The organism is Nonomuraea indica (genome assembly GCF_002850745.1).
Lineage (GTDB): Bacteria > Actinomycetota > Actinomycetes > Streptosporangiales > Streptosporangiaceae > Nonomuraea > Nonomuraea indica.
In genome coordinates, this window is sequence record NZ_KZ559470.1 from 18,651 (window position 1) to 30,908 (window position 12,258).

13 protein-coding genes are annotated in these 12,258 nt (G+C 72.6%); 6 read left to right on the forward strand and 7 right to left on the reverse strand.

Annotated elements, in window-relative coordinates; genetic code table 11:
* Positions 1–47: 47 nt before the first annotated feature.
* Complete coding sequence (locus CXR44_RS14885) at positions 48–479, forward strand: amino acid-binding protein (RefSeq protein WP_101786645.1); 432 nt, start codon at positions 48–50, stop codon at positions 477–479.
* Between the two features lie 21 nt (positions 480–500).
* Here the strand turns inward: CXR44_RS14885 and CXR44_RS14890 are convergent, their stop codons facing one another.
* Together CXR44_RS14890 and CXR44_RS14895 are read right to left on the reverse strand one after the other, a co-directional pair.
* Complete coding sequence (locus CXR44_RS14890) at positions 501–2,393, reverse strand: ABC-F family ATP-binding cassette domain-containing protein (RefSeq protein WP_101786646.1); 1,893 nt, start codon at positions 2,391–2,393, stop codon at positions 501–503.
* Positions 2,394–2,532: 139 nt separating this feature from the next.
* Positions 2,533–3,354, reverse strand: a complete 822-nt coding sequence (locus tag CXR44_RS14895) for an SDR family NAD(P)-dependent oxidoreductase (protein WP_101786647.1) — start codon at positions 3,352–3,354, stop codon at positions 2,533–2,535.
* Between the two features lie 118 nt (positions 3,355–3,472).
* On the opposite strand from CXR44_RS14895, the gene CXR44_RS14900 reads away from it, so the two are divergent.
* Positions 3,473–4,066 (forward strand): TetR/AcrR family transcriptional regulator, encoded by a 594-nt coding sequence (locus CXR44_RS14900; protein ID WP_245899167.1) that lies wholly within the window; start codon positions 3,473–3,475, stop codon positions 4,064–4,066.
* A gap of 295 nt (positions 4,067–4,361) precedes the next feature.
* Positions 4,362–5,021: a hypothetical protein gene (locus tag CXR44_RS14905; RefSeq protein ID WP_144069966.1), complete on the forward strand. Its 660-nt coding sequence runs from the start codon at positions 4,362–4,364 to the stop codon at positions 5,019–5,021.
* A 314-nt stretch (positions 5,022–5,335) separates the two neighbouring features.
* Here the strand turns inward: CXR44_RS14905 and CXR44_RS14910 are convergent, their stop codons facing one another.
* From CXR44_RS14910 to CXR44_RS14920, 3 genes are all read right to left on the reverse strand, one after another.
* Positions 5,336–6,193 carry a hypothetical protein gene (locus CXR44_RS14910; RefSeq protein ID WP_101786650.1) on the reverse strand — a complete coding sequence of 286 codons (858 nt, stop codon included), beginning with the start codon at positions 6,191–6,193 and terminating at the stop codon, positions 5,336–5,338.
* A 1-nt stretch (position 6,194) separates the two neighbouring features.
* Positions 6,195–6,695, reverse strand: a complete 501-nt coding sequence (locus tag CXR44_RS14915) for a SigE family RNA polymerase sigma factor (protein WP_101786651.1) — start codon at positions 6,693–6,695, stop codon at positions 6,195–6,197.
* A gap of 364 nt (positions 6,696–7,059) precedes the next feature.
* Positions 7,060–7,404 carry an STAS domain-containing protein gene (locus CXR44_RS14920; protein ID WP_101786652.1) on the reverse strand — a complete coding sequence of 115 codons (345 nt, stop codon included), beginning with the start codon at positions 7,402–7,404 and terminating at the stop codon, positions 7,060–7,062.
* A 287-nt stretch (positions 7,405–7,691) separates the two neighbouring features.
* Here CXR44_RS14920 and CXR44_RS14925 point away from each other — a divergent pair, with 287 nt between their 5' ends.
* A complete protein-coding gene (locus tag CXR44_RS14925) occupies positions 7,692–8,108 on the forward strand; it encodes a helix-turn-helix transcriptional regulator (RefSeq protein WP_101786653.1) in 417 nt (138 codons plus the stop codon).
* Positions 8,109–8,115: 7 nt separating this feature from the next.
* Here the strand turns inward: CXR44_RS14925 and CXR44_RS14930 are convergent, their stop codons facing one another.
* Together CXR44_RS14930 and CXR44_RS14935 are read right to left on the reverse strand one after the other, a co-directional pair.
* Entirely contained in the window at positions 8,116–8,877 is a 762-nt protein-coding gene (locus CXR44_RS14930) for an ankyrin repeat domain-containing protein (RefSeq protein WP_101786654.1), read from the reverse strand.
* A 57-nt stretch (positions 8,878–8,934) separates the two neighbouring features.
* A complete protein-coding gene (locus tag CXR44_RS14935) occupies positions 8,935–10,146 on the reverse strand; it encodes a cytochrome P450 (RefSeq protein ID WP_101786655.1) in 1,212 nt (403 codons plus the stop codon).
* Positions 10,147–10,309: 163 nt separating this feature from the next.
* On the opposite strand from CXR44_RS14935, the gene CXR44_RS14940 reads away from it, so the two are divergent.
* Both CXR44_RS14940 and CXR44_RS41685 read left to right on the forward strand, forming a co-directional pair.
* Complete coding sequence (locus CXR44_RS14940; RefSeq protein WP_101786656.1) at positions 10,310–11,287, forward strand: hypothetical protein; 978 nt, start codon at positions 10,310–10,312, stop codon at positions 11,285–11,287.
* A 60-nt stretch (positions 11,288–11,347) separates the two neighbouring features.
* On the forward strand, positions 11,348–12,166 hold the full coding sequence (locus CXR44_RS41685) for a nucleotidyltransferase domain-containing protein (RefSeq protein WP_101786657.1): 819 nt from the start codon (positions 11,348–11,350) through the stop codon (positions 12,164–12,166).
* Positions 12,167–12,258 lie beyond the last annotated feature (92 nt).

A 12,258-nucleotide genomic window follows, 5' to 3' on the forward strand; every position in this document is an offset into this window, starting at 1 on the left:
ACCTGCGCATTGTCCTATGTCTGCCCTGGTGAGAGGATTGAAGGGCGATGTCCACGGATCTGGCAGTCATCCTCAACGACAAGCCGGGAGAGCTGGCCCGCCTGGGCCAGGCCACCGGCCAGGCCGGTGTGAACATCAAGGGCCTGGCCGCCTTCACCGGTGACGGCAAGGGCGTGGTCCACCTGCTCCTCGACGACGACGCCGTGGCGCGCTGCCGGCAGGCGGTGCAGGGCGCCGGGATGGGGATCGCCGACGAGCGTCAGGTGCTGGTGGTGGACATCGACGACCGGCCCGGCACGCTGGGCGAGCTGACCCGGCAGCTCGCCGAGGCCAACGTCAACATCGATCTGGCCTACACCGTCTTCGGCGGCGTCAAGGTCGTCATCGCCACCGACGACCTGGAGAACGCCGTGGCCGCCCTCGACGGGACCCTGGGCGAGCAGGCCGACACGGTGAGCATCTGGGACCAGCCCGCCTGACCCCCGGCACGGGGCGACCGGCTACACCGCGACACCCCCGTCCAGTTCCAGGCGGGAGCCGGTGAACGCCGCCCGCAGGCGCCGATCGTGCGTCACGACCACCAGCGCGCCCCGATACCAGGCCAGCGCCTCCTCCAGTTGCTCCACGAGCATCGGCGACAGGTGGTTGGTCGGCTCGTCCAGCAGGAGCAGGTCCACGGGCTCGGTCACCAGCCGGGCCAGCTCGATGCGGCGCCGCTGCCCGTAGGAGAGCTCCCGGAGGCGCAGGCTCAGGTCCGCCGACTGGAACAGGCCCAGGGCGAGCAGCGTGTCCGCGTGCTCGTCCAGGCCCCCGGGGCGCCCGTGGGCGTAGGCCCGCAGCACGGTCCACTCCGCCGCCCCCGCCGAGCCGCCCGGCCGCGCCACCCCCACCGGCCCGTCCGACCGGAGCACCCCCGCCAGACCGTCCGGCCCTGGCGCACCCGCCGGGTCGGACGGCCGGTGCATCGCGGCCGGGTCGGACGGCCGACGCATCGCGGCCGGGTCGGACGGCCGACGCATCGCGGCCGGGGCGGTCCGCCGCGCAAGGCCGGTGTCCGGCTCGCCCTGCCGGAACAACCCGACCCTGCCCACCCGCCGCATCTCGCCCGCGTACGGCTCCTCCTGCCGGAAGAACCCGACCCGGCCCACCCGCCGCACCTCCCCCGCGTCCGGCTGGAGCTCCCCGGCGAGGATCCGCATCAGCGTGGTCTTGCCCGCCCCGTTGGGGCCGGTGACGAGCAGCCGCTCACCGGCGCGGACAGCCAGGTGATCAAGGCGGAGCCGCCCCGCCACCACCACTCCGTCGAGCGCCGCCACCTCGGTCCCGATGGCGGCTTCCGCGGTGGCGAGGGCGGCGGTGAAGCGCAACGGCTCCGGCGGCGGCGGCGCCGGGTGCTCGGTGAGCCATCGCAGCCGCTGCTGGGACTGCCGGATGCGCCCGGCGGCCCCGTGCGTACGCGAACGCCCCCGCCAGCTTCCGGTTCCCATGCCGGCCTTGGGGGTCTTGCGGGGGATCGCGGCCAGCCGGCCGGCGTTGGCCGCCACCAGCGTGGCATGCCGGTCCAGCTCCGTCCTCCACTCCTCGTGCGCCCGCGCCCGCGCGGCGCGTTCGGCGGCCTTGGCGGCGAGGTACCCGGTGTAGCCGTCGCCGTAGCGGCGCACCTGGCCGTCGGCGACCTCCAGGATGGCGGTGGTCACCCGGTCCAGGAACGCCCGGTCGTGGGTGATCGCCACGACGGTGCCCCGGTGGGCGAGCAGGCGCTGTTCGAGCCAGTTCACGGCCCGGTCGTCCAGGTCGTTGGTCGGCTCGTCGAGCAGCAGCAGCTCGGGATCGGACGCCAGGGTGGCGGCCAGGGCGAGCCTGGAGCGTTCGCCGCCGGAGAGCGTGCCGAGCGGGCGGCTCCGGTCGAGCCCCGGCAGTCCGAGCCCGTGGAGCGCGATCTCCACCCGGGCGTCGGCCTCGTAGCCGCCCCGCGCCTCGAACTCCGCCACCAGCCCCGCGTAGGTGTCCAGGCCCGCGCGAGCCTCCGCGGCCGTACCGGCCTGCGCGCCCGTCACGGCGAGCGCCCGTTCGGCCGCCCGCATCCGGGCCTCCAGCTCTCTCAGGCCGGCCAGCGCCAGGTCGACGGCGTCGGCCACCGTCGCGTGCGGTGGCAGCCCGAGCGACTGCGGCAGGTAGCCGACGCCACCGGGCGCGACGACGACGAGCTCACCGTTGTCCGGCCGTTCGGCCTCCGCCATGAGCCTGAGCAGCGTCGACTTGCCGGCCCCGTTGTCGCCGATCATCCCGATGCGCTCGCCGGCCTTGACGCTGAGCGACACCCGGTCCAGGACGACGCGGGTGCCGTAACGCTTGGTGATCTCACTGAGTGCCAGTCGGGCAGCAGCACGCATGAGGGCCTCCTCTTCTCGACGCGGACTCTTCTCGACGCGGACTCTTCTCAGCACGGACTCCCCTCGACGCGGACTCTTCTCAGCACGGACTCCCCTCGACGCGGACTCTTCTGGACGCTGACGATGTCACCTGCGCAGGTCAGCCCGGCGCCTTCCGGCTGAGGTGCTCCCAGGCGCGGTACTCCTCCGCGCGAGCCCGGTCCATCTCCTGCACCATGTCGTAGGAGGCGGCGCCGACGATCAGCCGCAACGGCGGCTCCGCCAGGTCTGCCAGCTCCATGATCACCGGGGCCGCGGTGCTCGGGTCGGGACCGGCGTCCTCGCCCCACATCTCGGCCAGCCTGGCGCGCAGCGGCTCGTACTCCGGGTGGTGCTGCGTCGCCGTGGTGCCCCGGGTGAACAGGTCGGTGCCGTAGCCGCCGGGTTGGACGATCGTCACCTTGATCCCGAACGGCGCGACCTCCATCGCCAGCGCCTGACTCAACGAGTCGAGGGCGGACTTGCTCGCCGCGTAGAACCCGACCGACGCGAACCCCCCACCCGTCCCCATCGAGGTGACCTGCAGGATGTGGCCGGATCCCTGCGCCCGCAGGTGCGGCACCACGGCCTGGGCCACCCACACCGCGCCGAAGAAGTTGACGTCGAACTGGGCGCGGATCTGCTCTTCGGTGGCCTCCTCCACCATGCCGAACAGCATCGTGCCGGCGTTGTTGACCACGACGTCGAGCCTCCCGAACGCCGCCGCCGCCTGGTCCACCACCGTCCGCACGGCCGCGCGGTCGGAGACGTCCAGCGTCAGCCGGACGAGGTCGTCCGGGTGGGCGGCGGCCAGGTCGTCGAGCGGGGTGAGGTCGCGCGCCGCCGCCACGACGCGGTCGCCGGCGGCCAGGGCCGCCTCGGCGAAGGCCCTGCCCAGACCCCTGGACGCGCCGGTGATGAACCATACTCGGGCAGTCGTCATGCACGCTCCTCCACTGGTGAGACGATACGGTCCGCCTCGCTAGACGATGAGTATGGGGGACGCCCGCCCCGTCGTCAAGACGGATCGTCTCGTCTCGCCGAGTGCTATGCTTCCGCACGTGACCGACCCCAGAAAGCCGAACCCCGCCCGGCGCAGCGAGCGAAGCCGGCGCGCCATCCTCGACGCCGCGCGCGAGCTGATCTCCGAGCTCGGCTACGCCAAGGTGTCGATCGAGTCCATCGCCGCGCGCGCGGGAGTCGGCAAGCAGACCATCTACCGCTGGTGGCCGTCCAAGGGCGCGGTGATCTTCGACTCGTTCCTGGCGCTCAGCGAGGGCGAGGAGGGCATGCGGCTGCCCGACACCGGCGACCTCGAGGCCGACCTCAAGACCGTCATGCGGGCGACCGTCGCCGAGTTCGCCGACCCCGCGTTCGAGGCCCCCATCAGGGCACTCAACATGGAGATCATCGGTGACCCCGACCTCGCCGCCCTCTACCGCGACAAGCTCGCGCGGCCCGTCGACGAAGCCAAGAAGGCACGGCTGCGCAGCGGCCAGCAGGCCGGCCAGCTGGCCGCGGACGCCGACCTCGATCTGGTGCTCGAAGTGCTGTACGCCCCGCTCCACCAGCGCTGGCTGCACCGATCCGGCCCGCTCACCCAGGAGTACGCCGACGCGCTCGTGGAGGCCACCCTCCGCGCGTTCAGCCCCTGAGCGGCGTCCCACCACCCGACCCGCCGGACACCGGCCCAGACCGCAGGATCGTCAAGAGGGCGTGACCTGACGCGGCACTGGCTGGGCGGGCGGGGCGAGCCGCGCCACCTATTTGACGGATGTGATCGTCAAGGTCCGTCTGGAGCAACCCGTTGTCGATACCACGGGCGCACTCCGTGGAGAGGTGGACATCCGCAGGCGGAGGTTCTCCGCTGCTCAGCAAGATCACCCCTTGAGTCCGTCGACATCCCGGAGCGAACCCTTTCTGTCGGGCCCGCCTGTCAAGATCGCCGGCATGAGCACGCGACCCCCCACGTTCGCCAGAGCCGACGTGCACGTGAGCCATCATCAGATGCTCGTGAACGAGGAGACGGGCGCCGACCATCCGTCCCGCGTCCCCAACGGTCTGACGGCGTCGGCCCCCGGAGCGGCGGTGATCCTGACCGGCATACACACCGGAGTCGTGGACGTCACGGTGCAACTCGCCGACGCGCCCCCTGCCACCACAGTGGGGGGATGGGACGAGGTGGAGGACGTGGAGCTGATCAGTTTCACGGGTGAGACCCGGTTGGGGGGCCTCATGGGCCACCTGCCGGAGGCGCTCCCCAACCTGACCCCGCACGGTCCCGGCCGCTACGGCATGCGTGTGCACGCGCGCGGTCGCCACATCGATCCCTCCGCCGTGCCGAGCGTGCCCTTCGAGTTCTACCTGGTCATGATCTGGCCCATCGAGGTGGGACCGAAGGCGTGCGCCAGGCTCGGCGTGGGCGTCGCGGAAGAGCTGGGGCTGCCGGACAAGTCCGCCGAGATCAGGCGCTGGGCCCGGGAGCACGCGCGGCCGGAGTGCGAAGCCGGGGCGCATCGCCGCGAACGTCCCCCCGCCGCTCCCCACGCCCGTCCTGGGCACCGCACGGGCGACCGAGCATCGGTTGCGGATCGCCAATCCCTACCGTGAGGCCGCCTCCGGACCGGCGCTGCCGCAGGGCCTGGTCGCCGCCGCCCCGGACGCGGTGATCATCAGGACCCTCAAGCTGCGCCGGCCATAGTCGGCCCTGCACTTTCCAGACGCTGCGCGACGCGCTGCGGTGCAAGGAAATCCGGTGGTCGTCGGTCGCCCACTCCTTCCGTGATCCGAAAGGACCCTGCCCAAGGACTTCGCCGCCCGTCGCGTCGCGAACTACGCCAAGCTGGGCCAATCGAGATACCGGCGGTCACCGAGCCAGGTGATCACCTGGACGCTGGCGACCCGCCTGGGCCAGATCGTCCCGCTCATCCGAGACTTCCCGGGCCGCGCCAGTCGAACCCAACGTTCTCGTGACGGCCCGCGATCCGGCCTGCTGCGTCATAGGCGGTCACGGTGACGGGAGGGGTGTCGATGAAACGCTCCGGTTCACTGCTGTCCCTGCTCTTGCGGGAGACGGACTTGGCCGGCGTCCTGGAGATGAAGAAGCCGTTGCTCACGACGGCGTCTGTACGCTCGCCAGGGGACCATCCGATCGTCACCCGCCGCACGTCGGGAGCGACTCGGCCGGCGACAATACGTACGTAGTTGTCGCGGGGCGGCGGGTTCTTGCGGTACCAGTAGTGCACCGAATAGACGTCTACGCTGAGCTTGCCGGGGAACCCGGTCAGGTCCCCCGGCGCCTTGTTGCCCCAGTAGGTGAAGACCGGGGGCTCGGGCGACTCTTTGGTCGGCGTGCACAAGACGAAGCCCTTGGCACTGCCCAGCAGGGCACTGGAGCCGTTCTTGTCCCGGTATTCCGCCAGAACCCGGAAATCTCGCACTGTGCCATGTGCCGGGTCGCGCCAGTCGGGGTTGACGTTGACGGACGGGCCGCCGGCGGGCATACAGTCATGCACCAGCCGGAGCTGCTCGGGAGTGTTCGGCGGCAGGTCGCGGGCCGGCGCCTCGGCGACCTTCGCGGTCGTCTGCGTCCCGTCAAGGGCGAAGACGAAGCCGAGCCCGACGGCCAGCGTGGCGATGGCGGGGAGGGACCACGACAGACGGCGGCGGCGCGCGGACCGGGCGGTCGCGCGGGCGGCATAGGCCGAGGCGTTCACCGGAAGAGCCTCGCCGGCCATGCGGCGCAGCTCCTCGGCGAGGGTGCGCTCGTTGACGGTCGTCATGTCAGGCCTCCAGGGTGACGGGTTCGCCGACCAGCTCGCGCAACCGGGTGATCGCCTGATGTGTCTGGCTGCGAACGGTGCCGACCGAACAACCCATGATCTTGGCCACCTCCGACTCCGGGAGGTCTTCGTAGTAGCGCAGCACCAGCACCGCCCGTTTGCGCACGGGCAGCGTACGTAACGCCTGGTCGAGGGTGATGCGAGTCTCGACCTCGGCGGTCTGGTCGCCGGTCGTTCGCTCGGGCACCGCGTCCACCACGCGCTCTCTGTCCCACCACGGGCTCCGCCACCGGTCCGCTTGTTCGTGGTACATCACTCGGCGCACGTACATCTCCGGGTTGCTGCGGATTCTCCGCCAGCGGCCGGCCGTCTTGGCCAACGCGCTCTGCAGGAGGTCCTCGGCGGCATGCTGATCGTTGGTGAGGACGTACGCGAGCCTGATCAGGCTGTCCGAGCGGGCGGCCACGAAGTCGGCGAAGTCGCGTTGCTGGTCCGGATGCACGAGTCTCCTCGGGGCGGTGGTCTCACCCTGTTAAGACGTGTCCGAGGCCGTTTTTCTATGGCGTGCTCTCCGCGCCGCAGTGTCGAGGCACCTCGTCATGCCGTTCGACATGGCAATCGACGCTTTCGCAGAACGGGCCGAGCGGCGGCTGCGCGGCGCCAGCCGGCGGGAGGGGCTGCGCCGGCCGATGCGCGGCCGGCTCACCGAGGCGCGGCACGCCCTTCCTGGGCCACCCCCATGCGAGACCTCGGGACAAGTGGGACGCCAAGGCTGAGGGCGCCCGGCCGGGGCGGCTCTGTGGACCTCGATCGCGTCGTCCGGCGAGGGACGGCCGAGCCCGCTGACTACGGCTGGGAGCAAGCCGTCACAAGGAGAGGCCGAGCAGCGTCAGCAGCCGGCGGAACGGGGCCGACACGCGGCACACCGACACCGAGGCCTCGTGGACGAAGCCGAGCAGTGCCCGCGCGCCCGAGACGTCGATGAACGACACCCGGGCGGCGTCGACCACCAGGGCGGGTTCGCGACGGTGTGCGTCCGCCAGCGCGCGCACGAGCGCCCGGCTGTTGGTGGTGTCGACCTCGCCGACGAGCCGGACCACCGGCTGGCCGGCCGGGCCGTCGAGCACGACGCGCAACAGTCCGTCGGAGTAGAGGACCCGCCGGAGCCCGGCGCCGCTCTCGGGGCGGGCAGTCATGGCCTGATCGAGCATGTCGTCGCCTCCTCCGTCCCGATGCTGCCGGTCAAGCTCAGAAGAGCGGCCTCCCACGACTCACCGCGCCGTGAACGGGCAGGGGGCGGACGTCACGGCGATGACGCGAACACCTGTGCACATGCGATCGTCCCTCGCGCTTGCGTTCACTCTTCTTGGCAGTGGTTCGTGTAACCCCTAAGGTTAGGCGTGCAAGAGAATACAGGAAAGATTTTTCGGTATAAAATCTTCCGTGGATCGTCCCGGCGCATGGCGGACCCGCCGGGGGCCACCGGGGAGTGAGCTGCATGAGCAAGATCGCTGATGATGGGCCACGCTGGACCTTCCTCACCAACCATGCCCGCGTACTGCTGGCGATCGCCCGCAACCCGCAGGTGCGCGTCCGCGACATCGCCGCCGCGATCGGCATCACCGAGCGCGCCGCGCAGGGCATCGTGACCGACCTCAAGGAAGCCGGGTACCTCGATCCGGTGCGGGTGGGGCGGCGCAATCACTACACGATCGACGCACGCCAGACCTTCCGGCACCCGACCGAGGCGCAGATGCCGGTGCAGGCGCTGATCGACATGTTCACCCACCGCGACCTGTCGGAGGCGGACATCGAGCCCCGGCCCGCCCGGGACGACGACGTCGCGGGGAGCCGGCCCGTCGAGGACGACGCCGGACGGACCTCGTCCGGGGAGCGGGCCGTGGCCTCCCGCTGAGGGCCGGTCACACGGCCGGCCGGGCCTCCAGGAGGCGCACCACCTCGGCGTGACCGGTGCCGATCCAGCGCTCCGACCGCGGATTCCCGTCCGCGTCGCGGACCTCGGCCACCACCCGTTCGTCGCCGCCCTCGCCCCGTTCCCGGCGGAGCGTCACCCTGGCTCCCGGCGGCGCGTGCTCCGCGGCCTGCTCGCCCAGCCTGGCCTCGAGGTCGCCTCCCCTGTGGCGCCGGGCGAGGTCGGCGGGGCGCAGGCCGCGCTCGTCGGCCGCGGCGGGGTCGGCGCCGTGACGGAGCAGCGCGCCGACCACGGCGGCCAGGCCCCGCTCGGCGGCGTGTGAGAGGGGCGTGCGCCCGGTGGGGCCGGCCGGGTCGGGGTCGGCGCCCCGTTCGAGCAGGGCCGTCACGACGGCCAGGTGCCCGTTGGCCGCCGCCCAGTGCAGCGCGGTCATCGCGCTGCCCGCGCCGCCCTCACGGCGGCCGGGATCGGCGCCGCCGTCCAGCAGGGCGGCGACCGCCTCGGCATGCCCCCAGCACGCGGCGGCGCACAGGGGCAGCCCCTCGCTCTCTCCGCCGCTCTCCCGGTCGGGGTCGGCGCCGGCGGCGAGCAGCATCCGTACGATCCCGGCGTCCCCGCGCAAGGCGGCCAGGTAGAGGGCCGTGCTGCCGGACCCGTCCGGCGTGTCGGGGGACACGCCCTGGTCGAGCAGCCGCGCGACCTTCCCGGCCGCGCCCGTCGCCGCGGCCGTCACCAGTCGATCTCCGGTCATCCGGCCAGTCTGGCCGGGGCCTCGTCGTCGATCCACCGGTTTTCGCTCCGCCCGGGTTCAGCTCCCGGTGTCGAAGCGCAGCGGCATGTGCTTGATGCCGTTGATGAAGTCGGAGCGCATCCTGCGTACCGGACCCGTGTGCTCGGCCGCGGGGAAGCGGCGCAGCAGTTCCCTGATCATGCTGGAGATCTGCAGCCGGGCGAGGTTGGCACCCAGGCAGAAGTGCGGGCCGCCGCCGCCGAAGGTCACGTGGTCGTTCGGGGTGCGGTGGATGTCGAAGGTGTACGGGTCGGGGAAGACGTCCTCGTCCCGGTTGGCGGACATGTAGAACGTCACCACCTTCTCACCCTCGGCGATGCGCCGGCCGCGCAGGACGGTGTCGCGGGTCGCGGTGCGCCGGAAGTTGTGGATGGAGGAGCCCCAGCGCAGGAACTCCTCGGTGGCGGTGCGCCACAGGCCCTCGTCGTCGAGGTTGGCGGCCAGCTCGCGGTAGCTGTCCGGGTGGGCGATGAGCGCGTGCATGGCGTGCGCGATGAGGTTGCGGGTGGTCTCGTTGCCGGCGACGCACAGGATGACGAAGAAGGCGTCGATCTCCTCACGGGTCAGCCGGTCACCGTCGATTTCGGCCTGCACCAGGGCCGTGAGGATGTCGTCGCGCGGGCGCTCGCGCCGTTCGTCCACCAGCCCGTCGCAGTAGGCGAAGATCTCGGCGGCGGCGATCTCGCCGTCCTCGAACGTGGTGCGGAAGTCGGGGTCCTGGAAGCCCACCATGCGGTTGGACCATTCGAAGATCTTGGCGTGGTCCTCCTCGGGGACGCCGACGAGGTCGCAGATCATCTGCAACGGCAGGTACTCGGCGACGTCGGTGACGAACTCCACCTCGCCGTCCTTCTCCCGCACGGTGTCGGCGATCCTCTCGGCGCGTTCGCGGACCTTGTCCTTCAGCCGGGCGATCGTCCTCGGCGTGAAGCCGGCGCTGACCAGGCGCCGGTAGCGGGTCTGCTTGGGCGGGTCCATGTTGAGCAGCATGAGCCCGGCCACCTCGATGAACTCCGGCGTCTGGGTGCGGATGAACGCCGTGCCCACCTGGGTGGACCAGGTCTGCGTGTCGCGGCTGACCGACTTGACGTCGTCGTACCTCGTGACGGCCCAGAAACCCGTGTCGTCGGGCACGTCGTGCCAGTAGACCGGGGCGTTGCGGCGCAGCCAGGCGAACTGGTCGTGCGGCACTTCCCGTTCCCAGGTGTCCTCTAGCAGATCGATCTTCATGGTGCTCCGGGGGTGTCGGCTGGCCTACAGGTGCGCCCTCCCCGATATAACTATCAAGCGAGCGCTTGGTCAAGTCTCGGGATGGCGGCGCCGCGACTCGCGAAGGGCAAGGCGGGGCAAAGCCGGGGACCTCCGCCGTGCCCTCGCCCATAATGAGCGCGATATGGCTGACCTGGAGAAGCATGAGCGGGGTGACGACAGGCCGCCGTCGGCGTACCGCCGGGCCGCACCGGTCGCGCCGTTCCCCGAGTACGCCCCGCCGCCGGCGATGGACCGCACCCGGGTGATCGTCCTGCTGGTGGTGGGGTCGGCGGCGCTGCTGGGGGCGTGGCTGGGACTCCACGGGCCGGGCGGCGCGGACCCGGGCGGGGTGGCGGCGCCCTCCCCCGCCGGCCGCCCTGGAGCGCTCGCGGGTGCGGGAGGCCCGGCACTCGGTGACGCCGGGCCGCGCATCGGGAGCGGGGCGTCCGCGCCGCGCACCGGGCGGGACGCGCCGCGGGTCCGGGAGCGGCACCAGGCCGGGCGGACCCGGGACGCACGGTCAGGGCACCCTCCCAGGCCAGGCGGGGGCCACGCCCACCACACGACCAGGCGTGGCGGGGGCCAGGCCCACCACACGACCAGGCCAGGCGGCGGCCACGCGGCCGGGCGTGGCGGGGACGGCGCTCGTCACGCGACCGTGCCCGGCCCCGGCTCGTACGCACCGAACCCGGCCGCCCAGGACCGGGAGAACCGGGCCGGGCGCGCGGCCGGGCGTCGCGAGGATGCCCGGGCGACCCGGCAGGACCGGGAGAACCGGCCCCGGCACGCGGCCGCGCGACACGAACCCGTACGGACCGGGCACGTACGGACCGATCACGAAGCGAGGGCAGGCGCCGGGACGCCGGCGCACCGCTCGCCCCGGTCCGCCGGCGAACGGCCCTCGCGCCCCGCACCGGGGGCCGAGGCTCGGCGGCCGGTCTCCCCCGGCCGGCACAACGGCAAGACCGCGCGCGGGCCAGGGGCCACCGAGGACCGCCCGGCGCCCCGGGCCACGTCGCGCGGACCCGCCGGACCGGGCCTGCTGCACCAGTGGTGCGAGGACAACTTCACCACCGCTCCCCTGCTGGCCCGCGCCTGCCACCTGTACGTCACCCCCTGACCGGGGCCGGGCCGGAAACCGGGTGCGGTGCCCGGCTCGGGTGTGCTGGGATGCGACCCCATGGACGACGTGGCGCTGCGGGCGCTCGCCCGGCGGTTGGTGGAGGTGCCCTCGGTCGTGGCCGTGGTGCTCGGCGGGAGCAGGGCGCGGGGGACGCACCGCCCCGACTCGGACTTCGACCTGGGCCTGTACTACCGGGGCGAGCTGGACGTGCCGGCGTTGCGGTCCCTGGCCGCGCGGGTGGCGGACGAGCCGGCCGAGCTCACCGAGCCGGGCGGCTGGGGCCCGTGGGTGAACGGCGGCGGCTGGCTGACGATCCGCGGGCGGCGCGTCGACTGGCTCTACCGCGACCTCGACCGCGTCCACCGGGTGTGGGACGACTGCCGGGCCGGGCGGTACGAGGTCGGGGCCCAGGCCGGGCATCCTCTCGGGTTCTACTCCCACGCCTACGCGGGTGAGGCGGCGCTGTGCCGGGTGCTGGCCGATCCCGGCGGGGAGGTGACCGCGCTGCGCGAGGCGGCTCGCTCGTACCCTGCGGCGCTCGGCGAGGCTCTGGTGGCCGGGCTGTGGGAGGCGGACTTCGCGGTGCGGCTGGCGGGCTACGGCACGTCCGGAGAGGACCCCGCGTACGCGGCGGGCTGCCTGTTCCGGGCGATCGGCGTGGCCTGCCAGGCGCTGCACGGGCACGCGGGCCGATGGCTGATCAACGAGAAGGGGATGGTCGCGTCGGCCGGCCGGCTGCCGGCGGCGCCGGAGAGGTTCGCGGCGCGGGCACAGGCGGTGCTGGGCGCGATCGGGACCTCGCGGCGGGAGATCGGCGAGACGGTCACGCGGGCCGCCACGCTGGTGCGCGAGGTCCGACGGATCGTGGCCGGATGATCGTACGATGATCCGACATCGGGCGAACTTCGAGGTCAGCGAGTTAGGGCCGCGGCGCACGCCATGAGCCGCGCGTCCATAACACCGTAATA